This is a genomic window from Pedococcus aerophilus (assembly GCF_039532215.1).
Lineage (GTDB): Bacteria > Actinomycetota > Actinomycetes > Actinomycetales > Dermatophilaceae > Pedococcus > Pedococcus aerophilus.
The window spans coordinates 1,658,654-1,681,895 of sequence record NZ_BAAARN010000001.1; the positions used below are offsets into that span (position 1 = coordinate 1,658,654).

At 71.7% G+C, this 23,242-nt stretch carries 24 protein-coding genes; 7 read left to right on the top strand and 17 right to left on the bottom strand.

Translation table 11 applies throughout. The features are described from left to right. The first annotated feature begins 1 nt into the window (after window position 1). A complete protein-coding gene (locus ABD286_RS07870; protein ID WP_344191900.1) occupies window positions 2-757 on the top strand; it encodes an ABC transporter permease in 756 nt (251 codons plus the stop codon). Window positions 758-840: 83 nt separating this feature from the next. On the opposite strand, the gene ABD286_RS07875 is transcribed toward ABD286_RS07870, so the two are convergent. Continuing rightward, window positions 841-1,227, bottom strand: coding sequence for a nuclear transport factor 2 family protein (locus tag ABD286_RS07875; protein WP_344191902.1), 387 nt, complete (start codon window positions 1,225-1,227; stop codon window positions 841-843). 1 nt (window position 1,228) lies between these two features. Then, entirely contained in the window at window positions 1,229-2,110 is an 882-nt protein-coding gene (gene ku / locus ABD286_RS07880) for a non-homologous end joining protein Ku (RefSeq protein WP_344191904.1), read from the bottom strand. Window positions 2,111-2,185: 75 nt separating this feature from the next. Here ku and ligD (ABD286_RS07885) point away from each other — a divergent pair, with 75 nt between their 5' ends. Next, window positions 2,186-3,148 (top strand): non-homologous end-joining DNA ligase, encoded by a 963-nt coding sequence (gene ligD / locus ABD286_RS07885; protein ID WP_344191907.1) that lies wholly within the window; start codon window positions 2,186-2,188, stop codon window positions 3,146-3,148. Beyond that, complete coding sequence (gene ligD / locus ABD286_RS07890; protein WP_344191909.1) at window positions 3,141-4,007, top strand: non-homologous end-joining DNA ligase; 867 nt, start codon at window positions 3,141-3,143, stop codon at window positions 4,005-4,007. The genes ligD (ABD286_RS07885) and ligD (ABD286_RS07890) overlap by 8 nt, the downstream gene beginning before the upstream one ends. A 24-nt stretch (window positions 4,008-4,031) precedes the next feature. Here the strand turns inward: ligD (ABD286_RS07890) and ABD286_RS07895 are convergent, their stop codons facing one another. The 4 genes from ABD286_RS07895 to lysS form a co-directional block, all read right to left on the bottom strand. After that, complete coding sequence (locus tag ABD286_RS07895) at window positions 4,032-4,667, bottom strand: (2Fe-2S)-binding protein (protein WP_344191912.1); 636 nt, start codon at window positions 4,665-4,667, stop codon at window positions 4,032-4,034. Between the two features lie 120 nt (window positions 4,668-4,787). Continuing rightward, the gene (locus ABD286_RS07900; RefSeq protein WP_344191914.1) at window positions 4,788-5,120 is read right to left on the bottom strand and encodes a histone-like nucleoid-structuring protein Lsr2; all 333 of its coding nucleotides are present in this window, start codon (window positions 5,118-5,120) and stop codon (window positions 4,788-4,790) included. 80 nt (window positions 5,121-5,200) lie between these two features. Next, complete coding sequence (locus ABD286_RS07905; protein ID WP_344191917.1) at window positions 5,201-5,389, bottom strand: lysyl-tRNA synthetase; 189 nt, start codon at window positions 5,387-5,389, stop codon at window positions 5,201-5,203. Continuing rightward, a complete protein-coding gene (gene lysS / locus ABD286_RS07910) occupies window positions 5,386-6,843 on the bottom strand; it encodes a lysine--tRNA ligase (RefSeq protein WP_344193306.1) in 1,458 nt (485 codons plus the stop codon). Before lysS ends, ABD286_RS07905 begins: the two co-directional genes overlap by 4 nt. 110 nt (window positions 6,844-6,953) lie before the next feature. Here lysS and ABD286_RS07915 point away from each other — a divergent pair, with 110 nt between their 5' ends. After that, a complete protein-coding gene (locus tag ABD286_RS07915) occupies window positions 6,954-7,730 on the top strand; it encodes an AAA family ATPase (protein ID WP_344191919.1) in 777 nt (258 codons plus the stop codon). A 117-nt stretch (window positions 7,731-7,847) separates the two neighbouring features. On the opposite strand, the gene nadC is transcribed toward ABD286_RS07915, so the two are convergent. Genes nadC through ABD286_RS07935 form a run of 4 tightly spaced genes read right to left on the bottom strand, consistent with a single transcriptional unit; the run spans window position 7,848 to window position 12,263 of the window. Then, window positions 7,848-8,723 carry a carboxylating nicotinate-nucleotide diphosphorylase gene (nadC, locus tag ABD286_RS07920; RefSeq protein WP_344191922.1) on the bottom strand — a complete coding sequence of 292 codons (876 nt, stop codon included), beginning with the start codon at window positions 8,721-8,723 and terminating at the stop codon, window positions 7,848-7,850. Beyond that, window positions 8,720-10,399, bottom strand: coding sequence for an L-aspartate oxidase (locus ABD286_RS07925; RefSeq protein WP_344191924.1), 1,680 nt, complete (start codon window positions 10,397-10,399; stop codon window positions 8,720-8,722). The genes nadC and ABD286_RS07925 overlap by 4 nt, the downstream gene beginning before the upstream one ends. Next, the gene (gene panC / locus ABD286_RS07930; RefSeq protein WP_344191926.1) at window positions 10,389-11,366 is read right to left on the bottom strand and encodes a pantoate--beta-alanine ligase; all 978 of its coding nucleotides are present in this window, start codon (window positions 11,364-11,366) and stop codon (window positions 10,389-10,391) included. The genes ABD286_RS07925 and panC overlap by 11 nt, the downstream gene beginning before the upstream one ends. After that, the gene (locus tag ABD286_RS07935; RefSeq protein WP_344191928.1) at window positions 11,367-12,263 is read right to left on the bottom strand and encodes a Rossmann-like and DUF2520 domain-containing protein; all 897 of its coding nucleotides are present in this window, start codon (window positions 12,261-12,263) and stop codon (window positions 11,367-11,369) included. A 136-nt stretch (window positions 12,264-12,399) separates the two neighbouring features. On the opposite strand from ABD286_RS07935, the gene ABD286_RS07940 reads away from it, so the two are divergent. Beyond that, window positions 12,400-13,344 carry an SAM-dependent methyltransferase gene (locus ABD286_RS07940; RefSeq protein ID WP_344191931.1) on the top strand — a complete coding sequence of 315 codons (945 nt, stop codon included), beginning with the start codon at window positions 12,400-12,402 and terminating at the stop codon, window positions 13,342-13,344. Here ABD286_RS07940 and ABD286_RS07945 read toward each other — a convergent pair. Next, window positions 13,328-14,530, bottom strand: coding sequence for a cytochrome P450 (locus ABD286_RS07945; RefSeq protein ID WP_344191933.1), 1,203 nt, complete (start codon window positions 14,528-14,530; stop codon window positions 13,328-13,330). The genes ABD286_RS07940 and ABD286_RS07945 overlap by 17 nt on opposite strands. 95 nt (window positions 14,531-14,625) lie before the next feature. On the opposite strand from ABD286_RS07945, the gene ABD286_RS07950 reads away from it, so the two are divergent. Together ABD286_RS07950 and ABD286_RS07955 are read left to right on the top strand one after the other, a co-directional pair. Continuing rightward, window positions 14,626-15,204 carry a hypothetical protein gene (locus tag ABD286_RS07950; RefSeq protein WP_344191935.1) on the top strand — a complete coding sequence of 193 codons (579 nt, stop codon included), beginning with the start codon at window positions 14,626-14,628 and terminating at the stop codon, window positions 15,202-15,204. Between the two features lie 77 nt (window positions 15,205-15,281). Further along, a complete protein-coding gene (locus tag ABD286_RS07955) occupies window positions 15,282-16,451 on the top strand; it encodes an NADH-quinone oxidoreductase subunit D (protein ID WP_344191937.1) in 1,170 nt (389 codons plus the stop codon). Window positions 16,452-16,469: 18 nt separating this feature from the next. On the opposite strand, the gene ABD286_RS07960 is transcribed toward ABD286_RS07955, so the two are convergent. The 6 genes from ABD286_RS07960 to ftsH form a co-directional block, all read right to left on the bottom strand. Further along, window positions 16,470-16,937: a DUF3180 domain-containing protein gene (locus ABD286_RS07960; protein WP_344191939.1), complete on the bottom strand. Its 468-nt coding sequence runs from the start codon at window positions 16,935-16,937 to the stop codon at window positions 16,470-16,472. After that, complete coding sequence (gene folK, locus ABD286_RS07965) at window positions 16,934-17,818, bottom strand: 2-amino-4-hydroxy-6-hydroxymethyldihydropteridine diphosphokinase (protein WP_344191941.1); 885 nt, start codon at window positions 17,816-17,818, stop codon at window positions 16,934-16,936. The genes ABD286_RS07960 and folK overlap by 4 nt, the downstream gene beginning before the upstream one ends. Before the next feature lie 4 nt (window positions 17,819-17,822). Continuing rightward, complete coding sequence (gene folP, locus ABD286_RS07970) at window positions 17,823-18,641, bottom strand: dihydropteroate synthase (protein WP_344193308.1); 819 nt, start codon at window positions 18,639-18,641, stop codon at window positions 17,823-17,825. Window positions 18,642-18,721: 80 nt separating this feature from the next. Continuing rightward, window positions 18,722-20,467: a phosphatidylglycerol lysyltransferase domain-containing protein gene (locus tag ABD286_RS07975; RefSeq protein ID WP_344191943.1), complete on the bottom strand. Its 1,746-nt coding sequence runs from the start codon at window positions 20,465-20,467 to the stop codon at window positions 18,722-18,724. Further along, on the bottom strand, window positions 20,464-21,057 hold the full coding sequence (gene folE / locus ABD286_RS07980; RefSeq protein WP_344191945.1) for a GTP cyclohydrolase I FolE: 594 nt from the start codon (window positions 21,055-21,057) through the stop codon (window positions 20,464-20,466). Before folE ends, ABD286_RS07975 begins: the two co-directional genes overlap by 4 nt. Continuing rightward, a complete protein-coding gene (ftsH, locus tag ABD286_RS07985) occupies window positions 21,047-23,143 on the bottom strand; it encodes an ATP-dependent zinc metalloprotease FtsH (RefSeq protein ID WP_344191948.1) in 2,097 nt (698 codons plus the stop codon). Before ftsH ends, folE begins: the two co-directional genes overlap by 11 nt. Between the last annotated feature and the right edge of the window lie 99 nt (window positions 23,144-23,242).

A 23,242-nucleotide genomic window follows, 5' to 3' on the forward strand; every position in this document is an offset into this window, starting at 1 on the left:
CATGAGGTTCTGGCGCGAGTCCTACATCGTCTTCCGACGGCAGCTGCGGATGAACCTGCGCAACCCCGCCTGGGTCATCATCGGGCTGCTCCAGCCGATCCTCTACCTGCTGCTGTTCGGCCCCCTCCTCAAGCCGCTCATCAGCCAGTTCGGCGCGACGAACGCCTACACGTTCTTCGTCCCGGGCATGCTGGTGCAGCTCGGCATCTTCGGGGCGTTCTTCGCCGGCTTCAGCCTGATCGGCGAGTGGCGCGAGGGCGTCATCGAGGCCGAGCGGGTGACCCCCGCCAGCCGGACGGCCCTGCTGGTCGGACGCCTCGTGCGCGACATCCTCCAGCTCCTCCTCCAGGCGCTGATCCTCGTCGCCCTCGGGTACGCCATGGGGATGCGCGGCTCGGCCAGCGGCATGGTCTTCGGCATCCTGCTGACCTTGCTCGTCGGCGGGGCCTGCGCGGCGGCCTCCAACGCCCTGGCGCTGACCACCAAGAGCGAGGACGTCATGGCTCCGGTCATCAACATGGTGATGATGCCGGTCCTGCTGCTGTCCGGGATCCTGCTGCCGATGACGATCGGGCCGAAGTGGTTGCTCGACGTGTCGGCGTGGATGCCGTTCCGGTGGGTCGTCGACGCGGTGCGGACGGCCTTCTCCGGCGACTTCGCGACCTCCCCCATGATCTGGGGGACGGCCTGGGCCGCTGCCCTCTTCGTCCTCGCGGTCGCCTGGGGCACGTCGACCTTCCGCAAGGAGAACGCCTGACCCTCAGGGTTCTGCCTGCCCGGGCAGCAAGGAGGGGTATGCCGCGTGGTCACCACGCGGCATACCCCTCCTTGCTGCCCGGATCAGTCGGCGGTGACGGTGCCCTGGTGGTGGCGCACCTGCCAGCGGCCGCCCTCGCGAACCCAGACCGAGCTGCGGTGGGCGCGGCGGGTCGGGGTGACCGAGTCGTAGGTGACGAGGACGACGCCCGGCGCCAGGGCCGTGGTCACGACGTCGACGGCCTTGATGTCCACCGGGCCGTCGGCTGCCTCGGCCTCCATCATGTCGAGGATCGACTCGCGGTCCCAGACGACACCAGAGGCACCGAACTCGTGGAAGTCCTTGTGCAGCAACAACATGGCTGAGGTCCGGTCACCGCGCACCGCTCCGTGGAGCAGGGCGAGCTCACAGTCCTTGACGATGTCGCAGTCGTCCTGCGTGGGCATCTCGGTCGTGGTGGACGTGGGCACGTCAGCTGGCCTTCTTCGCGGTCTTCTTGGCAGCGGCCTTCTTGGTGGTGGCCTTCTTCGCCGCGGTCTTCTTCGCCGCCGGCTTGTCGTCCGACGTGGACTCGCCGCGCGCGGCCTTGGCCTTGTCGACCGATCGCTTGAGCGCAGCCAGCAGGTCGACGACCTCGCCGGACTCGTCCTTGGACTCCTCGGCGACCTGCACCTCGCCGCCCTCGACCTTGGCCTTCACCAGGGACTGGAGCGCGGTGGCGTAGTCGTCCTCGTAGTCGTCGGGCACGTAGTCACCGGCGAGCTGCTCGATGAGCAGGTCGGCCATCGCCAGCTCCTGCTTGGTGGCCTTGCCGTCGTCGTCGAGGTGCGCGAAGTCGGGCTTGCGGATCTCGTCCGGCCACAACATCGTCTGCATCACGATGACGCCCTCGCGCACACGCAGGACGGCCATCGTCATCCGGGTGCGGATGGAGACGGAGACGACCGCCATGCGGTTCTCTTTCTCCAGGGCGTCACGGAGCAGGACGTACGGCTTGGTCGACGCCTTGTCGGGCTCGAGGTAGTAGCACTTGTCGAGCAGCATCGGGTCGATCTGGTCGGCGGGGACGAACTTCTCGACCGCGATCTCCTTGGAGCTCTTGGACGGCAGGTCCTTGAAGTCCTCGTCGGTGAGCACGACCATGTCGCCGTCCTCGGTCTCGTACCCCTTGGCGATGTCGTCGTAGGACACGACCTCGCCGTCGATGCTGCAGATCCGCTGGTACTTGATGCGTCCGCCGTCCTCACGGTGCACCTGGCGGAACTGCACGTCGTGGTTCTCGGTGGCCGAGTAGAGGCGGATCGGCACGTTGACCAACCCGAAGGAGACCGCGCCCTTCCAGATCGCACGCATCGCACACCCTCCTCGTCCCGGGTCGCCTTCCGCGACAGACCCTCCGCGACAAACCCTATGCGTCAGGATGGCCCCATGCGCCCCATGCTGGCCAGCCCGGCCACCGCGATCCCCCACGGCGAGGGATGGGTCCACGAGGTCAAGTGGGACGGCATGCGGGTCCTCGCCGACATCCGCGACGGCCGGCTCACCCTGACCTCGCGCACCGGCAACGACGTCACCGCCAGCTACCCCGAGCTCGCCCCGCTGGCCGACGCCTACGACGACATGCTGCTCGACGGTGAGGTGGTGGCCCTCGACGGCGGCCGACCGTCGTTCGGGGCGCTCGCCGAGCGGATGCACGTGAGGGACCGCCGCAAGGCGGAGCGGCTGGCCTCGGTGCGACCGGCGACGCTCATGGTGTTCGACCTGCTGCGTCTCTACGGTTCCGACCTCACCTCCCAGCCGTTGTCCGCACGCCGCGAGCTGCTCGAACGGCTCGACCTCAAGGGCCGGCACTGGCAGGTCCCGCCGGTGTACGACGACGGCGAGGAGCTCTTCTCCGCGACCCTCGAGCAAGGGCTCGAGGGGGTCGTGAGCAAGCGGCTCTCCGCGCCATACCTGCCCGGTCGTCGCTCCACCGACTGGCTGAAGTCGCCCCACAAGCTCACCGTCTCGGCCGTCGTCGGCGGGTGGCGTCCGGAGGTGGGGACCACCGACCGTCTCGGGGCGGTGCTGCTGGGGGTGCCCTCCCCGCAGGGTTGGCGGTATGCCGGGCGGATGGGTTCGGGGATCGCCGGCAAGGCCCAGCGGCAGCTGGCAGAGCTGCTCCTGCCGCTGGGGCGCGGCACGTCGCCCTTCGTCACGGAGGTGCCGCGCATCGATGCCGACGGGGCGTTCTGGGTGGAGCCCCGCCTCGTCGTCGAGGCCCGCACGCTCGAGGTGACCAAGGACGGGCGGCTGCGCCAGCCGGCCTACCTCGGGGTACGCACCGACCTGACGCCGCAGGACCTGTTGGGCGAGGTCGGGCCCGTCGAAGGAGGTGCCGACGATGAGTGAGACCACGTCGGTGGTCGTCGAGGGTCGCAAGCTCAAGCTCAGCAGCCTCGACAAGCTGCTCTTCCCCTCCACCGAGACGACCAAGGGCGAGGTGCTCAACTACTACGCCCAGGTGGCCGAGGTCCTGCTCCCCCACCTGGCCTCGCGGCCGGTGACCCGCGTGCGGTGGCCGCACGGCACCGGTGACCAGAGCTTCTTCGAGAAGAACGTCCCGTCCGGCGCCCCGTCGTGGCTCCCGCGGGTCCGCATCGACGACGTGACCTACCCGCTCGTCGAGGACCTGGCCCAGCTGACCTACCTGGTCAACCTCAACTCCATCGAGCTGCACGCGCCGCAGTGGAAGGTCGACGACGAGGGCACCAGGCACCACCCCGACCGGCTCGTCATCGACCTCGACCCCGGCACCGGTGCAGGGCTGCGCGAGTGCGCGCAGGTCGCCGTCATGGTGCGCGACAGGTTGGCCGAGATCGGCCTCGAGATGTTCCCGGTCACCAGTGGCAGCAAGGGGATGCAGCTGTATGCAGCGCTGTCGGGAGACCTGTCCTCCGACCAGACCCGCGACCTCACGCAGCAGCTCGCGCAGGAGCTCACGAAGAAGCACCCCGAGCTCGTCGTGTGGAAGATGACCAAGTCCTTGCGGCCGGGGAAGATCTTCCTCGACTGGAGCCAGAACGTCGCAGCCAAGACGACGATCTGCCCGTACTCGTTGCGGGGCAAGGAGACTCCCACTGTCGCGGCACCGCGCACGTGGGACGAGGTCGAGGCGGGAGCCGCCGGGAAGAAGCTCGAGCAGCTGATGTTCGACGAGGTCCTCGACCGCCTCGACGCCGACGGCGACCTCGTGGCCGCCCTGCTCTGAACGCATCCGCCCCAGACGAAAGGGTCAGTGGCGGCGCAGGCGCGGGCAGCCGGCGCACTCGTGGGTGCCGGGCACGGCATACAGGTAGCAGCAGGAGGCACGCTCCACGGGAGGCCGCCGGCGCAGCCTGGCCACCGCCATCGCCCACAGGTCGTCGACCATGGCGAGCCGCTGATGGCGTCCGAGGTTGACCCCGGGGTGGTAGTTCTCGGCCAGCTCGCGCCCGGCGTCGACATAGGCCCGCCGCGCCGCCTCGAGCCGCTGCGCGGGGTCGGCGACGAGCTCGCCGGCCGAACGCACCTGGAGGGTCGTGGGGTAAGCCGCGGAGGGCTCGACCGCGAAGCTCAGGCCGGCCGAGCGGGGGTCCAGCACCCACGCACCGGCGATGGCAGCCGTCGCGCCGAGGGTCGCCGGGAGCTCCAGGCACCACTGGAGCACGAAGGCCGCCGGCATCGCCGGCGGGGGCGGTGAGCGGTAGTAGCGCTCCGTGGCGGTGGTGAACGCCGCTCGCCATGGGCCAGTGGGATCGCCGATCTCGCCACCGGGTGCACCGGCCGATGCTATCCGTGTCCAGACCAGGGAAAGGTCCGGGGAATTGTCGTCCGCGCCCACCAGCTGCCAGAGCAGGTGTGGTTGCACGACGCGGACGAAGTGTTCCAAGGAGTTATTCATGACATCGCCGCAGGTCACAGGTCCGAAGACGGGCAGGTGCGGGCCGACCCCGCACCTGCCCGTCGACGTGAAAAGCCGTGACGTGCATTCCGACCGTCAGGGCCGGATTCAGTGGGCCTTGTCGTAGGCGGCCTGGACCTCGGCCGAGATGCGACCGCGCTCGCTGACCTTGTGGCCATTGTTGCGCGCCCACTCGCGGACGTCGGTGAGGTCCTTCTTGCCACCGGTGGAACGGGGCGCCGACTTCGCACCGGAGCTGCGACGACCACCCGAGCGGCGGCCGTGCCCGACGTACGGAGCCAAGGCCTCCCGCAGCGCGGTGGCGTTGGCGGTGGTGAGGTCGATCTCGTAGGAGACGCCATCGAGGGCGAACGTCACCGTCTCGTCGGCGGGGCTGCCGTCGATGTCGTCCTCGAGAACGATGTTGACGCGTTGAGCCATCGTGAATTCCTTTCGGGGTTTTGACACAGGGGTCGTCCCAAAAAGTATTCGCTATTTCGCCTCAAGGCAAAGACACACCCTCAACGAGAATTGTCGACCGGCTCCGCGGGAGGAGAATTGTCGCCATTCTCCGGGTGCGCCGCATCCCACTGGGAATGCGCGAGACGTTCCTTCCGGTCGCCCTCGATCATGTTCTTGATGACGAGGTAGAACAAGAATCCGACACCCGCCGAAGGAATGAGGGCGGCGATGTAGGGCCAGATGTTCATCGAGAGACCTCGGGCTTCAGGTGCGGGAAGAGAATGGTCTCGCGGATGTTCGCATCCGTGAACAGCATGACCAGGCGGTCCACACCGAACCCGAGGCCGCCCATCGGCGGGGCGCCGTACTCCAGCGCCCGCAGGAAGTCCTCGTCGAGCTGCATCGCCTCGGGGTCACCCCCGGCGGCCTTCACGGACTGGGCGGTGAGAACCTCGCGCTGGACGACCGGGTCGATCAGCTCGGAGAACCCGGTGCCGCGCTCGACACCGCCGATGATGAGGTCCCACGCCTCGATGAGGCCGGGCTCGCTGCGGTGCGGTCGGGCCAGCGGCTGGGCGATCGCCGGGTAGTCGCACAAGAACGTCGGCTGCAGCAGGCCGGGCTCGACCAGCTCACCGAGCAGCTCGAGGAACACCTTGTCCTTGTCCCAGGCCGGGTCCACCTCGACGTCGTGCTTGGCGGCGTACCCGCGCAGCGTCTCCACGTCGGTGTCGATGGTGACGGTCTCGCCGACCGCCTCGGACACGCCCTGGTAGACCGGCAGCCAGCGCCACTCGCCGTCGAGGTCGACGGTGCCTGCGGCGGTCTCGACCTGCCGCGACCCGAGTGCGTCGGCGACCCCGAGGAAGATGTCGCGCATGAGGGCAGCGATCGTGGTCTGGTCGCCGTACGCCTGGTAGGCCTCGAGCATGGTGAACTCGGGGCTGTGGGTGGCGTCGACGCCCTCGTTGCGGAAGATGCGGCCCATCTCGTAGACCTTGTCGACACCGCCGACGACAGCCTTCTTGAGGTTGAGCTCCAACGCGATCCGCAGGGTCATCTCCTGGTCGAACGCATTCATGTGGGTCTTGAACGGGCGGGCCGCAGCGCCACCGTGGATGAGCTGGATGATCGGCGTCTCGACCTCGAGGTAGCCCTGGCCCTCCAGGACGTGGCGGATCGAGGAGAGGACCTGCGCCTTGGTGCGGACCATGTCGCGGGCCTCCTGCCGCACGATGAGGTCGGCGTACCGCTGGCGGACCCGCGACTCCTCGGACAGGTCCTTGTGCAGCACGGGCAGCGGGCGCAGTGCCTTCGACGCCATCTCCCAGCTGGTGGCCATGACGGACAGCTCGCCGCGCCGGCTGCTGATGACCCGTCCCCGGACGAACACGTGGTCACCGAGGTCGACGTGCGCCTTCCAGTCGGCGAGCGCCTCCTCGCCGACCTCGGCCAGGCTGAGCATGACCTGCAGCCGCGTGCCGATCCCCTCCTGGAGCGTGGCGAACGCGAGCTTGCCGGTGTTGCGGATGAAGATCACGCGACCCGCGACCCCGACGACGTCCTGGGTCTCCTCGCCCGTCCCGAGGTGGCCCCACTGGTCACGGACCTCGCCGAGGGAGTGCGTGCGTGCCACCGTCACGGGGAACGCCTGCTTCCCCTGCGCCAGCAACCGGTCGCGCTTGTCCCGGCGCACCTGCATCTGCTCGGGCAGGTCGGCCTCGGGAGCGGTGGCGTCGGTGGGGTTGGCGGAGGTGGCGCTGGGGGTTTCACTCACCCGCAAAGGGTACCCAGCGCCATACAGTGCCCCGCATGGCGGGGAACGCGCACGGGGGCGAGTGGACGGCACCGTTGCCGGTGCGGCGGATCGAGCGCAGCCGCTATGCCGCCCTCCCGGAGGACCGGTGGCCGCTCACCATCCCCGCGGTGGCGGCGCTGCTGCGCGACGGGGTCGACCTGGGGCCGGCCACGATCGTCGTCGGGGAGAACGGGGCCGGGAAGTCCACGATCATCGAGGCGGTCGCGATGGCGTTCGGGCTGTCGCAGGAGGGTGGCTCGACCGGTGCCCGGCACAGCACCCGGGCGACGGAGTCTCCCCTGCACGAGGACCTGACCCTCGTCCGCGGCGCCGGCGCCTCGAGGTGGGGCTACTTCCTGCGCGCCGAGACGATGCACGGGCTCTTCAGCTACCTCGAGGACCACCCCGCCTCGTCGGGCGGGGATGCCGGCGGCCTGCACGACGAGCCCGACTTCCACCGCCTGAGCCATGGGGAGTCGTTCATCGGGATGCTGGCGACGAGGCGCTTCGACGGCGACGGCTTCTTCGTCATGGACGAGCCCGAGGCGGGGCTGTCGTTCTCCGCCCAGCTGTCGCTCGTGGCGTCGCTGGCCGAGGCAGTCGCCGCACCCGGGCGGCAGGTGCTCGTGGCGACGCACTCGCCGATCGTCGCGAGCCTGCCGGGGGCGAGGATCCTCCAGCTCGACGAGTCCGGCATCCACGAGGTGGCGTGGGAGGACCTCGACGTCGTCGAGCACTACCGCCGCTACCTCGAAAGCCCCGGGCGCTACCTGCGCCACCTCCTCGACTGACCCCCGCCGACACCCCAGCAAAACGGTGGTTGCTCGACGAGACGGGCGCCATGTCCGCCGTTTCGTCGAGCAACCACCGTTTCGCGGAAGGTCGGTCGGTCTGTCGGCCCGGCCGGGTCAGACGAGGTCGAGAGCGAGGTCGAGGATCGGCGACGAGTGGGTGAGGCCGCCGACGCTGAGGTAGTCGACGCCGGTCCCGGCGTACTCGCGGGCCACCTCGAGCGTCAGCCCGCCGGTCGCCTCGAGCTCGACATCCTCGCCCGTGGCGCGGACCGCCTCGACCGTCTGGCGCAACAGGTCGACGGACATGTTGTCGCACAACAGGAACCGCGCCCCCACCCCGACGGACTCGAGCGCCTCGGCCGTGGTGGTGACCTCGACCTGGACCGGGACCTCGGGGTACCGGGCCCGCACCGCGGCATACGCCTCGGCGAGCGAGCCGGCCGCGATCTTGTGGTTGTCCTTGATCATGGCCACGTCGTGCAGGCCCATCCGCTTGTTGGTACCGCCGCCTGCGCGCACGGCGTACTTCTCCAGCGCGCGCAGCCCGGGCGTCGTCTTGCGGGTGTCGAGCACGGTCGCCCCGGTGCCCTCGAGCTGCTCGGCCCAGAGGTGGGTGTGCGTGGCGATGCCGGACAGGCGGCAGACGATGTTGAGCATGGTGCGTTCGCCGACGAGGACGACCTGGGTCGGTCCCTCGAGCGTCGCGACGACGTCACCGCGGACGAGCCGGTCACCGTCCGCGCGCTGGAGGGTGGTGCGGACCGGCGCGAGACCGAGCCGGCTGGCCACCTCGTCGAAGACGAACGGGACGACCGGTATGCCGCCGAGCACACCGTCCGCGCGCGCCACGACGTGCGCGGTGCTCACCTGGTCCGTGGGGATGGTGGCCGAGGTGGTGACGTCGACGCCGTCCGAGCCGCCGAGGTCCTCGTCCAGCGCGGTGCGCACGACTGCGAGGGCGGCGGACACGGGGAAGTCCAGGTCGGTCATGCGAGGTCCTGTTCCGGGACGGGGACGAAGGTCGTCGTGACGGCGCCGTCGGCGCCACGGACGAGCAGGGTGTTGCCCCTCCAGCGCGGGTCGACCTGCTCGGGGAAGTCGGACCGGACGTGGCCGCCCCGGGTCTCCTCGCGCAGGGTCGCCGCGAGCGTGAGCGCCTGGCCGACGTGCAGGAGGTTGGTCGTCTCCCAGGACTGCGGACCGGGCTCCCCGGAGGTGGCGGCGGCGGCCAGCTCGACCAGGGCGGCCGACGCGTCGGCGAGGGAGGCCGCCGACCTGACCGCGCCGGACCCGGTCGTCATCGTCGCCTGCACCTGCACCCGGGCCGACCCGTCGAGCAGGGCGGTGTCGGCGGTCGGGGTGGCCGGGTCGGCCTGCGGTAGCTCGCCGGTCGCGAGCCGCGCGCTGATGTCGTCGGCGATGCGGTGGGCGAAGACCAGGCCCTCCAGGAGGGAGTTGGAGGCCAGCCGGTTGGCGCCGTGGACGCCGGTGCAGGAGACCTCGCCGCAGGCGTACAGCCCGTCGAGCGAGGCGCGGCCGACGAGATCGGTGCGGACCCCGCCGCTGGCGTAGTGCTGGGCCGGGGCCACCGGGAGCAGGTCGGTCGCCGGGTCGAACCCGAGCTCGCGGCAGCGCGCCACGATCGACGGGAACCGGCTCTCGAGGAACTCGCGCCCGAGGTGGCGGGCGTCGAGGAAGACGTGGTTGTCACCGGTCTCGTGCATCCGGTCGACGATCGCGCGGGACACGACGTCGCGGGGCGCGAGGTCGGCCAGCGGGTGGCGTCCCTGCATGAACCGCACCCCGTCCCGGTCGACGAGGAACGCGCCCTCGCCCCGTACGGCCTCGGAGATCAGCGGCTGCTGACCGCTCGAGCCCTCACCGAGCCACAGCACCGTCGGGTGGAACTGTACGAACTCGACGTCCGCGAGCACCGCGCCGGCGCGCAGGGCGGCAGCCAGGCCGTCGCCGGTGGCGACCGAGGGGTTCGTCGTCGCCGAGTAGACCTGTCCCAGCCCGCCGGTCGCGAGGACCACGGCCCTGGCCAGGGCGGCGCCGACGCCGTCCATCTGGCCCTCGCCGATGACGTGCAGCGTCACGCCGCACACGCGGTCGTCGCCGTCCTGGAGGAGGTCGACGACGAGCGCGTGCTCGATGACCTCGATGCCGGGGTCGTCCTGCACCGCGTGGAGCGCGGCGATGAGCGCCCGGGATATCTCCTTGCCGGTGGCGTCGCCGCCGGCGTGCGCGATGCGGTCGCGGTGGTGCCCACCCTCGCGGGTCAGCTTGAGCTCGCCCTCGTCGTCGAGGTCGAACTCCGCACCCAGGGCGACCAGCTCGCGCACCCGCTCGGGCCCCTCGTTGACCAGTGCGGTCACGGCCGGCACGTCGCAGACCCCGCAGCCGGCGACGAGCGTGTCGTGGAGGTGCTCCTCGGGAGAGTCGGCCGGGTCGAGGGCTGCGGCGATGCCGCCCTGCGCCCACTGCGTCGACCCCTCGCTGAGGACGGTCTTGGTGACGAGCAGGACGCGGTCGACGCGCTGGCGCAGCCGGAGCGCGGTGGTCAGCCCGGCGATGCCCGAGCCGACCACGACGACATCGGCCGAGGTGGTCCAGCCGGGCTCGCCGGCCACGAGCCAGCGCGGCAGGGTCAGGTCAGTCGGCATCCGGGCGACCCGTCGCGGACGGGATCGCCGGGGTGGCGGTGTCGACGTCGGAGAACACCTCGAGCGCCCGGCCGCCGGGGCCGACGAGCAGCGGCACGTTGTCGATCAGCCGTGTCGTGCCGACCCGCCCGGCGACCGCGAGCAGGGCCTCCCCGCGATACCACTCGGGGACGTCCTCGAGCGTCGACGGGTGGACCAGGACGAGGTAGTCGACCAGGGCCAGCGGTTCGCGCACCAGGACCGAGCGGGCGGCGCGTCGGATCGCCGACGGCCCCTCGGCAGCGGCGGAGGCACCGGCCCGCAGCGCGCGGGACAGGCAGAGCGCGACCTCGCGGTCGGAGTCGGTGAGGTAGGTGTTGCGGCTGCTCATCGCGAGGCCGTCGGGCTCGCGGACGGTGGGCACCGAGACCACGTCGACCGGGAAGTCCAGGTCGCGCACCATACGGCGGATGAGCAGCAGCTGCTGCGCGTCCTTCTGGCCGAAGTAGGCGCTGTCGGCACCGGTGAGGTGCATGAGCTTGCCCACCACGGTGAGCATGCCATCGAAGTGCCCCGGGCGGGCCTGGCCCTCGAGGACGTTGCCGAGGGGGCCGGCGGAGACGCGGACCCCGGGGTCGCCGTCCTGGTAGATCACGTCGGGGGTCGGGGCGAAGACGAGGTCGACTCCGGCCTTGCGGCAGATCTCCATGTCGGAGTCGAAGGTGCGCGGGTAGCGCGACAGGTCCTCGCGCGGCCCGAACTGCAGGGGGTTGAGGAAGATCGTCACCACGACGTGCGCAGCCTTGCGGCGGGCCGTCTCGATGAGGGTCGCGTGGCCCTCGTGCAGGGCACCCATCGTCATCACCACGGCGACGTCACCGCCGGTGAGGCTGGCGCGCGCGGTGCGGAGCTCGTCGCGGGTGCGGGCGACGACGGGGCCGCCCGAGGGTGCGCCCACGGCGGACGGCGTGGGGTGGGTGTCGCTCACTCAGTGCTCCTGATCGCTCGCGAGGATGTCCAGCAGGGGTTCGGCCGCCTGGGGGCGCAGGCGGCCACTGGCCAGCGCCCGCTCCGCCGTGGCCCGGGCCAGTGCCACGTAGGTCGGCCTGATGTCGGGGGTGAGGGCCTGCAGCTGGCGCAGGTGCTCGGCCACGGTACCGGCATCGCCCCTGGCCACCGGTCCGGTGAGGGCTGCGTCACCCGCCCGGAGGGAGTTGTCCAGGGCCGCTGCGACGAGGGGGCCGAGGACGCGGGAGGGGGTGTCGACGCCAGCTGCCGCGAGCGCCTGGAGCGACTGGGCGACGAGGGTGACGAGGTGGTTCGCGCCGTGCGCCAGGGCTGCGTGGTACAGCGGGCGCATCTCCTGCTCCACCCACACGGGTTCGGCGCCGATCTCCAGGACGAGGGCCTCGGCCACCGGCCGGAGCGGCTCGGGCGAGGTCACGCCGAAGCAGCAGTCGACGAGCCGGTCGAGGTCGAGCGTGGTCCCGGTGAAGGTCATCGCGGGGTGCAGCGCCAGCCCGAGCACGTGCTGCGGCAGCGCCGGCTCGAACACCTCGAGCCCGTGCCGACCGGACGTGTGGACCACGAGCTGGCCGGCCTGCCAGGTGCGGGTGCTCGCGAGCCCCGCGACGAGGTCGGCCAGGGCGTCGTCGGGGACGGCCAGGACGACGAGCTCGGCCTGCCGCACGACGTCCTCCACGGGGAGGACGGGGATGCCGGGCAGCAGCTGCTCGGCGCGGGTCCGCGAGGCCTCGCTCACGCCGGACACCGCGCCCACGCGGTGCCCCGCGCGCCGCAGAGCGGCTCCGAGGACGGCGCCGACGCGGCCGGTCCCGACCACGCCGACGGCCAGCCGTGCAGGGCGGTCGTCGGGCGAAGTCACGCGAGCACGCTACCCCCGCACCCGCCAGGCCGTGCGCGGTGCCCGACGTCGGGCCGCAGGCTTCGGCGGACCGATCCGGGCAGACCGTCCTTCTGACGGACCCGCAGGGCGCCGCGGCAGGGCTAGGTTGTCCCGGATGGCTGGGGTGGGATGGCGTGACGCGTGGCAGGACGCGTTGTACGGGCCGCAGGGGTTCTACCGGGACGAGCGGGGACCGCACGGCCACTTCACGACGGCCACGCACGGGACGGCCGGCCTGGTCCTCGCCGGTGCGCTCGCGCTCCTGGCCCGCGAGCAGGGGCTGACTCACCTGGTCGACGTCGGCGCCGGCCGGGGCGAGCTGCTCGAGCACCTCCACGTCGTCGACCCCACCCTCCGGCTGACCGGCGTCGACGTCGTCGACCGCCCGCAGGCCCTCCCGACAGCCGTCGAGTGGGTCACCTCCCCCGGCGGCCGCGACCTGCCGGACTCGTTGCGCCAGCTGTCCGGCGCGCTCGTTCTCGCCCACGAATGGCTCGACGTCGTGCCCTGCACCATCGCCCAGGTCGACCCCCGCGGCGTGCTCCGGGCCCTGGACGTCGACCCCGCCACCGGCGCGGAGACCCCGGGCCTCCCCGTCGACGGCGCCGAGCTGGCCTGGGCTGTGGCGCACTGGCCCGCGACGCGTCCCGGGGACCGCGTCGAGATCGGCCTCCCCCGCGACGAGGCGTGGGCGGCCCTCCTCGCCCGCATCCACAGCGGGCTCGCGGTCGCGGTCGACTACGGCCACCGCGGGGGTGCGCGGCCCCTGCAGGGATCGCTGGCGGCATACCGGCAGGGGCGCGAGGTGGCCCCGGTGCCGGACGGGACGTGCGACCTCACCGCCCACGTCGCGATGGACACCCTCGACCACGACGACCTGCTGGACCAGCGCACCGCGCTGCGGGGCCTCGGCGTCAGCGGGGCCACCCCGCCGTTCGCCCTGGCGGCGCAGGACCCGAAGGCCTACCTCGCCGCGCTGGAGCGGTCGTCGGCGTCGGCGGCGCTCACGGCGGCGGGCGGGTTCGGCGACTTCCTGTGGGCCGTCAAGCGCGTGGGCTGACCACCAGCCGCTCGAACCCCCTGAGAACGAACGTGGGCCGCCGCTGCGCCTGCACCACCTCGAGGTCGGGGAAACGGGCGAGCAGGGTGCGCAGCGACACCTCGAGCTCCAGTCGCGCCAGCGGCGCACCGATGCAGAAGTGGATGCCGGCCCCGAACGCCAGGTGCGGGTTGGGGTCGCGGGTCGGGTCGAACCGGTCGGGGTCGGCGAACACGGCCGGGTCGCGGTTGGCCGCACCGAGCAGCGCCGCGACCTTGTCACCGGGCTCGAGGTGCACGCCGCCGATGTCGGTCGGCTCCTTGGCGGTGCGTTCGAACAGGTGCAGCGGGCTGTCGTGGCGCAGGAACTCCTCGACCAGCCGGGCCAGGGCGGCGTCGTCCGTGACGTCGACCTGCGGGCGCTCCGGGGCGGTCAGCCACGAGTGCAGGCCGTTGCCGAACCCGTTGACGCTCGCCTCGTGCCCCGCGTTGAGCAGCAGCACGGCGGTCGCGACGAGCTCGTGGGCCGACAGCCGGTCGCTGCCGTCCCGGGCCTGGACCAGGTCGCTGAGGAGGTCGTCGCCGGGCGCCTTCGCGCGCTGCGCCGCGAGCTCCTCCACGTATGCAGCGAACTCGGCGCTCGCGGACCTCGCCTGCGCCTCGTGGTCGGGGGTGCGGTCGACCTCGTACATCCGCACGATGGCCTGGCTCCACCGCCGCAGGTCGTCGCGCTCGGACTCCGGCACCCCGAGGAGCTCGGCGATGACGAGGACGGGCAGCGGTTCGGCATACCCCTCGAGGACGTCGAACTCGCCGCTCGGCAGGTCCGCGAGCAGACCGGCCGCGAGCTCCTCGATGCGCGGGGCGAGCCGCTGGACGTGACCGCGCCCGAACGCGCCGGCGACGAGGCGTCGCAGCCGCGTGTGCTTCGGCGGCTCGCTGTCGAGGATCGAGTCGGCGTGCAGCCAGTTGAAGGTGTCCCAGTCGGCCTCCGGCGAGCGCGGGCCGAACACCCGGCCCAGGCGCCGGTCGCGCAGGACCGCACCGGCCTCGGCGTGGCCGGTGGCGAGCCAGACGCCCATACCGCTGTGCCACGCCAGCGGTGAGGCGGACCGCAGGGCGGCGAGGTGGGGGTAGGGGTCGGCGACCACCGCGGGGTCGGTGAGGTCGAGGAGGTCGGCAGCGGCGACGGGGTTCTCGGGGGGCACCACCGCAGCCTGCCGCAGCACGCAGGGTTTTGTCAGGTGCTGCCCACGCGGGCACACTTGTGGGTTGCTGACCCTCGAAAGGACCCCCTGTCCCCATGAAGCACCAGCGACTCCCCCGCACCGCCGGCGCCATCGCGACGACCGTCGCCGCCACCCTGCTCACCTCCGCCTGCGGTGGTGGCGACACCTCGGGCGCACCCGCCACGGTGACCGTGACCCCGACCGTCACCGCCAGCGCCGAGCCCCCGCCGAGCCCGAGCAGCACCTCGGAGCCGGCCGCCCCGACCAGTGACGTCAAGGGCCGCGCGTTCGACTACGGCGTCGTCACCGAGGTCAGCGAGGTCGCCGGCGTGAGCGTCGTCGAGCTCGACCGCTACACCTGGGGCGAGGTCGCCGACACCAAGCTCGCCGCCGACGGGCTGAAGTCACGGACCTTCAGGGGCAAGGCCCCCTACCGGAACCAGAACGCCGACCTCACCTTCACCGTGCCCGTCGCCGACGGGGCCCGGATCCTCTACCACCACTGCGTCGCCGCGGACCAGCCGTTGCAGACCCGCTCGGCCACGGCGAAGGAACTCGCCGACCTCGACGAGCCGGAGAACACCGTCCTGATCGCCCTCGACGACCAGGGGCGCCTGACGACCGCCGACAACATCGCGGGCTGCCCCGGCTGACGGGCCCCAGCTGGAAGGCGCAGCTGTCCGCGGGTCGGCACCCGGGCCGGCCGCGCGGCATACGGCAGACTGGCGCCATGACCACCCCCGGAGGCCGCGAGCTCACGGTCGGCCTCGGTGCCGGAGGTCTCGCCTCCGCGGACATGGTGCTCAACATCGGGCCCCAGCACCCGGCCACCCACGGGGTGCTGCGGCTGCGGATCGTCGTCGACGGCGAGCGGATCGTCTCGGCCGAACCCATCGTCGGTTACATGCACCGCGGCGCCGAGAAGCTCTTCGAGGTCCGGGACTACCGCCAGATCGTCGTCCTCGCGAACCGGCACGACTGGCTCTCGGCGTTCTCCTCCGAGCTCGGGGTGGTCCTCGGTGTCGAGCGGATGCTCGGCATGGAGGTGCCCGAGCGCGCGGTCTGGGTGCGGACCCTGCTGGCCGAGCTCAACCGCGTGCTCAACCACCTGATGTTCCTCGGCTCCTACCCGCTCGAGCTCGGGGCGATCACGCCGATCTTCTACGCGTTCCGCGAGCGCGAGGAACTCCAGGCCGTGATGGAGGAGGCCTCCGGCGGGCGGATGCACTACATGTTCAACCGCGTCGGCGGGCTCAAGGAGGACCTCCCCGCAGGCTGGCTGGGGCGCGTCGCGCACGCCGTGGCCGCCGTCCGCGCCCGGATGCCCGACCTCGAGTCGCTGATCGTCGGCAACGAGATCCTCGAGGCCCGCACCAAGGGCGTGGGGGTGCTCACGCCGGAGACCATCAACGCGTATGGCGTCTCGGGCCCGATCGCGCGCGCGTCCGGGGTCGACATGGACCTGCGTCGTGACGAGCCGTACCTCGCGTACGCCGAGCTGTTCGCCGACGGCGGCCCCGGTCGCGTCGTCACGCGGTCGGCAGGCGACTGCCTCGCTCGCCTCGAGGTGCTGCTCGAGCAGGTGCACGTCAGCCTCGACCTCGCCGAGGCCTGCCTCGACCGGCTCGGCACGCTGCCGCGCGGCCCGGTCAACGTCAAGCTGCCCAAGGTGCTCAAGGTGCCCGAGGGCGACCTCTACACCGCGACCGAGAACCCGCTCGGCTTCAACGGCTACTACCTCGTGTCCCGCGGCGAGAAGACGCCGTGGCGGCTCAAGCTGAGGTCGGCGTCGTTCAACAACGTCGCCGTCCTCGCCGAGGTGCTCCCGGGCAACCTCATCGCCGACATGGTGGCGATCCTCGGCTCGATGTTCTTCGTCGTCGGCGACGTCGACAAGTAGGCCGTCAGGTTCCGGCGGTCAGGCTTCCTGGCCGCGGTCGGGCGGGTCCACGCGGCACATGCGCTGGGTGACCATGCCGGCGACCGCGAGCAGCGCGGCGGACACGCAGAGGGCGAGCAGGCGCCACAGCAGCTCGCGGTACCCGGGCAACGACAGCTCGGCCAGCGCGTGGGCGACCTGCGCGGCATACCAGCCCAGGACCCCGGCACCGGTGAGGGCAGCGGCCTGCGCGAGGACCAGGGTGCGCGCCGCGCGGATGGGGCTGAGCGGCTTGGTGGCCTCGCCGCGCAGGAACCGGCGGACCGGGAGCCCCGCGCCGATGACGAGGACCGCCATGAGCAGCAGCAGCACCGACGAGACCCACGAGGCGGGCCCGAGGAGGGCGCCGGTGTTGAGGTAGATCCGCCACCCGATCCACGACACCGCCCCCACGACGAGGGCGGTGGCCGCGAGCTGGGCCCAGCGCAGGCCGAGGCCTTCGTTCACCACGGTCCCTCCAGCAGGTCCACGTCGGGCCCGGGCCGCACGCCGGAGGTGTCCAGCCCCGCCACGAGGTCCGCGACCCGACGCACGGAGCCGTCGACGCGCAGCACCGCCTCGGGTTCGATCCGCAGCCACGGGACCAGGACGAAGGCGCGCTCGTGCGCCCGCGGGTGGGGCAGGGTCAGGGTGGTGCTGTCCATGACGACATCGGTGTCGAACACCGGGTCGCCGTACTGGACCAGGTCGAGGTCGAGCGTGCGCGGGCCCCAGCGGACCTCGCGGGTCCGACCGTGGGCCAGCTCGATCTCGTGCAGCCCGGCGAGCAGCGACGACGGCGCGAGGTGGGTCGTGCCGGTGACGACGGCGTTGAGGTAGACAGGCTGGTCCGGTCCACCGACGGGGTCGGTCTCGACGACCGGCGAGACGTCGGTGATGTCGATGAGCCCGTAGAGCTCGACCGTGGCGTCGTGCAGGGTCTCCACCGAGCTGCCGACGTTCGAGCCGAGGGCGATGACCACGAGGGCCTGGCGCTCGCGCGAGACCCGCACCTGGACGTCGGTGAACGGGTGGCCGACCGGGGCCTGCGGCTTGTGGACGACGACCTCGACCCCCTCGACGAGCGGTCGGGTCAGCACCTTGTCGGCGATGCGGGCGGCGAGCGCCTCGATGAGGTCGAGCGACTCCCCCTCGATGAGGGCCACGACGTCCCCGGCGACCTCCGCGTAGTTGACCGTGTCGGCGAGGTCGTCGCTCGAGCCCGCAGGCACGAGGTCGACGTGCATGGTGACGTCGACGACGAACGTCTGGCCGTCCCGCTTCTCGAAGTCGAGCACGCCGTGGTGGCCGTGGGCGGAGATCCCCTTGAGGACGATCTGGTCGGTCACGGTGTCATTCTCCGTCGGTGGCGCTGTCGGTGGCGTGGTCGATCGCGGCGGTGGCCCGCAGCGCATCCAGGGTCGTCGGCACGCTGTGGACCCGGACGCCCCAGGCGCCGAGGCGAGCCGCGTGGACCGAGGTCGCCGCGGTGGCCGCGTCGCGTTCTGCCGGCGGGCGTGGCGGGACGCCGTCCGGGACCCCGATCCGGCCGAGGAAGGTCTTGCGGGAGGTGCCGACGAGGACCGGGTGGCCGAGGTCGACGACCTGGTCGAGGTGGCGCAGGAGCGTCCAGTTGTGGTGGGCGAGCTTGGCGAACCCGAAGCCGGGGTCGAGCACCAGCCGGTCGGGCGCCACCCCGGCCGCCACGAGGTCCCGCACCCGGGCCGACAGCTCGGCGCAGACGTCGGCGACCACATCGGCGTAGGCCGCCCGGGACTGCATGTCGGCGCTGTGGCCGCGCCAGTGCATGACGACGAAGGGCGCACCCGCCTGCGCCACGACCCCGGCCATCGCGTCGTCGGCCTGGCCGCCGCTGACGTCGTTGACGATCGCGGCGCCGGCGGCCAGCGCGCGCACCGCGACCTCGGCGCGCATGGTGTCGACCGACACCACCGCGCCCTCAGCGGTCAGGGCCTCGATGACGGGCAGCACCCGACGCAGCTCCTCCTCCACCGAGGGTCGCTGGGCGCCGGGGCGGGTCGACTCGCCGCCGACGTCGAGGACGTCTGCGCCCTGCTCGCGCAGCTCGAGCCCGTGGGCGATGGCGGCCGACGGCTCGAACCACTCACCCCCGTCGCTGAAGGAGTCGGGGGTGACGTTGACGACGCCCATCACGACCGGCAGCCCATCGGCGCGGCGCAGCGGCCACGAGAAGGCAGTAGTGGTGCCGGTGCCGGTGCCGGTGGAGCGGCTCACAGCCGACCCCCGATCCGGCCGAGCTTCGGCCAGGTGAGGAAGGCCTCGGCCTCGAGCGCCGCGAGGCTCACGCGCGGGAGGTCCGACGCGGCCGGATACAGGAGGAACCGCGGTTGCCAGCCGGGCTGGAACTTGGCGTTGAAGCGGTAGAGGCTCTCGATCTGGAGCCAGCGCGAGGCGAAGACCAGCACCGAGCGCCACGCCCGCAGGACCGGGCCGGCGCCGAGCTTCTCGCCGCGCTCCAGGGCCGAGCGGAAGGCGGCGAAGTTGAGCGAGACCCGGCCGATGCCCAGGGCCGGGGCGGCCTCGAGGGCACGGACGATCATCAGCTCGTTGACCCCGCCGTCAGCCGTGCTGTCGCGGCGCATGACGTCCAGCGACATGCCGTCAGCACCCCAGGGGACGAACTGCAGGAACGCGCGCACAACCCCATCCTGCCGTGCCGCGACGAAGACGCAGTCCGGGTCGGCGTCGTCGAGCAGCCGGCCCAGCGCCATGGAGAAGCCGCGTTCGGTGTCGGACGAGCGCCACGCGGCGGCGTCGGCCATCGCCAGGCGGCGCAGGCCGGGGTCGACGTCACGCACTCGCGACACCTCGACGACGTACCCCGCGCGGTCGATCCGGCTCACCATCTGCCGCACGTTGCGCATCGGGCGTCCCGCCAGGCTGAAGGTCGAGGCGTCGACCACGGCCTCGTCACCGAGCTCCAGGGCCGACATCCCCGTCTGGCGCACCCACGTGGTCCCTGCGGCCTCCGAGCAGCCGAGCACGGCCGGGGTCCACGCGTGGTCGCGGGCGCGGGCGACGAACGCCGCGATGGCCCCGGGCCAGGCCTCCGGGTCGCCCACCGGGTCTCCGCTGGCCAGCATGACGCCCGACACGACGCGGTAGGCGATGGCGGCCTTGCCCGACTCGGACCACACGACGCTCTTGTCGCGGCGGGTGTTGAAGTAGGCCAGCGAGTCGCCGTGACGGGCCATCAGCACGCGCAGCCGGGCCTCGTCGTCGTCGGTGAGCTCGGGCCGCGGCTCGGGGGTGCGCAGGGCGAGGTAGGCGGGGGCGAGCAGGGTCATCAGGCCCAGCCCCAGCAGCAACGAGCCGACGACGTCGGCGGACCGGTCCCGCGTGAAGGACAGCGGTCCGTCCGCCCCCACGAAGCCCAGGACGAGCTCCCGGGCGAGCTCACCGGCACCTGGGAAGCCGCCGACGAGCTCGCGGCGGTTCAGCCACAGGACGAGGGTCCCGGCGGCGACGGACACGACGAGCAGCACGACGAAGGCGCGCACCGCCCGCCACCGCGTCGTGGGGTCCCCCAGTGCCTGGAACTCCCCCCGCTGGGCGACGAGCAGCACCAGCCCCACGGCGGCCACGGCAGCGGCTGCCGGCTCGGTCTTCAGGGCGTGCAGGACCACCGACACGGCGAGCAGGACCACGGCGGCCCGCCACGCCCTGCGCTTGCGGCGCTTGAGCCCGTGGCCGAGGACGAGCAGGAACACGCCGGCCACCACGGTCGCCGCGGCCGCGGCGTCGGACAGTGCACCGGGCAGCAGCTCGGTCAGTCCTTCGAGGCGCACCCGCCACGTGTGCAGCAGCCCGGTGACCAGGTCGACGGCGCCGACGAGGTAGGTGAGGTTGCCGAGCAGCCGCGGGACGGTGCGCGCCGTGAGGACGGCCGGCAGCCTGGAGGGGATCCGTGCGGAGAGCGTCGAGAGGGTGGAGCGCGAGGGTTCGCCTCCGCTCACCTCTTGCCCCCGAGCAGCAGGGACATCGCCTCGGCGCGGGTCGCGGGGTCACGCAGCTGTCCGCGCACCGCCGAGGTGATGGTGCGCGAGCCGGGCTTGCGGATGCCCCGCATCGACATGCACAGGTGCTCGCACTCGACGACGACGATGACGCCCTGCGCCCCGACGTGCTCGACGAGCGCGTCGGCGACCTGCGTGGTGAGGCGTTCCTGCACCTGGGGGCGGCGGGCGAACATCTCGACGAGCCTGGCCAGCTTGGACAAGCCGGTCACCCGCCCGTCCTTGGCCGGGATGTAGCCGACGTGGGCGACCCCGTGGAAGGGCACGAGGTGGTGCTCGCACATGCTGTAGACCTCGATGTCGCGCACGAGGATCATCTCTTCGTGGTCGATCTCGAAGGTCTTGGACAGCACCTCCCCGGCATCGAGCCCGAGCCCGGCGAAGAACTCGCCGTAGGCCCGGGCCACGCGTGCCGGGGTCTCCTTGAGGCCGTCCCGGTCGGGGTCCTCACCGATCGCGAGCAGCAGCTCGCGCACCGCTGCCTCGGCCCGGGCCTGGTCCACCTGGTGCCGACGACCCTCAGTGGTCATTCGGGTTGACCTGACCACCCTCGGGGATCTCGATGGTCTGCGTCGGCGGGTGCTCCTCGGGAGCCTTGACGGCGCCGACCTCGGCGGCCTTGTCGATCGCCTCGGCGGTCTGGCGGTCGTTGCCGGCCGCCTCGAAGGAGCGGCTGCCACCGTTCTGGGCGGCCTGCTCGGCCGGGGTCAGGACGGGCGGCTGGTCGGACAGGAAGCGCGTCTCGCTCGAGAGCCACATCGGGCGCACGGGGCGCTTGCGGATCGGCGCGAAGATCGCCGCGAGCTCCTTGGCGTTGAGCGTCTCGTGCTCCAGCAGGTCCAGGACCAGCTTGTCGAGGATGTCGCGGTTGTCGTTGATGACGTGCCACGCCTCGTCGTGCGCGGCGTCGATGAGCTTGCGCACCTCGGTGTCGACGATGCCGGCGATCTCCTCCGAGTAGTCGCGCTGGTGACCCATGTCGCGACCCAGGAAGACCTCACCCTGGCTCTGGCCGAGCTTGATCGCACCGATGCGCTCGCTCATGCCGTACTCGGTGACCATCTTGCGGGCCATGCCGGTGGCCTTCTCGATGTCGTTGGAGGCACCCGTGGTCGGGTCGTGGAAGACGACCTCCTCGGCGACGCGTCCACCCATGGCGTAGGAGAGCTGGTCGAGGATCTCGTTGCGGGTCGTGGAGTACTTGTCGTCGGTCGGCATGACCATCGTGTACCCGAGTGCCCGGCCGCGCGGCAGGATCGTCACCTTCGTGACGGGGTCGAGGTGGTTCATCGCGGCGGCGACGAGCGCGTGGCCGCCCTCGTGGTACGCCGTGATCTTGCGCTCCTTGGCGGACATGATCCGGGTGCGCTTCTGCGGGCCCGCGATGACGCGGTCGATCGCCTCGTCGAGGGAGGCGTCGTCGATGAGCTTGCCGTCGCTGCGGGCGGTGAGCAGGGCGGCCTCGTTGAGGACGTTCGCGAGGTCGGCACCGGTGAAGCCGGGCGTCCGGCGGGCGACGGCCAGCAAGTCGACGCCGGTGGCCATCGGCTTGCCCTGGGAGTGCACCTCGAGGATGCGGTGGCGGCCGATCATGTCGGGCGCCTCGACAGCGATCTGGCGGTCGAAGCGGCCGGGGCGCAGCAGCGCCGGGTCGAGGATGTCGGGGCGGTTGGTGGCCGCGATGAGGATGACGTTGGTCTTGACGTCGAAGCCGTCCATCTCGACGAGCAGCTGGTTGAGCGTCTGCTCGCGCTCGTCGTGCCCACCGCCGAGGCCGGCGCCACGGTGGCGGCCGACGGCGTCGATCTCGTCGACGAAGACGATGGCCGGGGCGTTGGCCTTGGCCTGCTCGAACAGGTCACGCACACGGGAGGCACCGACACCGACGAACATCTCGACGAAGTCCGAACCGGAGATCGAGTAGAACGGGACGCCTGCCTCACCGGCGACGGCGCGCGCCAGCAGGGTCTTGCCGGTGCCGGGCGGACCGTAGAGCAGGACGCCCTTGGGGATCTTGGCGCCGACAGCAAGGAACTTGGACGGCTCGGCGAGGAACTCCTTGATCTCGTGCAGCTCCTCGACGGCCTCGTCGGCACCGGCGACATCGGCGAAGGTGACCTTCGGGGTGTCCTTGGTGGCGAGCTTGGCCTTGGACTTGCCGAACTGCATGACGCGCGAGCCGCCACCCTGCATCTGGCTCATGAGGAACCAGAACAGGCCGAGCAGGATGATGATCGGGAGGATCGACCCGAGCAGGGCGACGAAGGGGTTGGTGCCCTTGTTGTCCTGGTTGACCCCACCCGACGGCGGGTTGTCCTTGAGCAGCTGGATGAAGCCCGGGCCAGCCGCCTCGACGTACTCGGTGCGGACCTTCGTCGCGTCCTTGACGTTCTTGCCGTCGGAGTAGGACTGACCACTCTTGAGGTCGATGTCGACGACCTCGTTGTTGGTGATCGTGACCTTCTCGACCTTCTTCTCCGTGATGAGCTGCTGGGCCGCGGAGGTGTCGATGCGGGTGTAGCCACCGGAGTCGCTGAAGGAGAAGACCGTCAGCAGGATCGCGATGACCGCGACGACCCAGAACAACGGGGCCCGAAGGATGCGCTTGAAATCCATGTGTGTAGCGGGGCTGGCCGCCCCGTGCCTCCTGCTCGATCACGCTCTGGTGCCACGGCCCGGAACTGGGTGCGGCTCTCCCACGACGGTACTACCTCG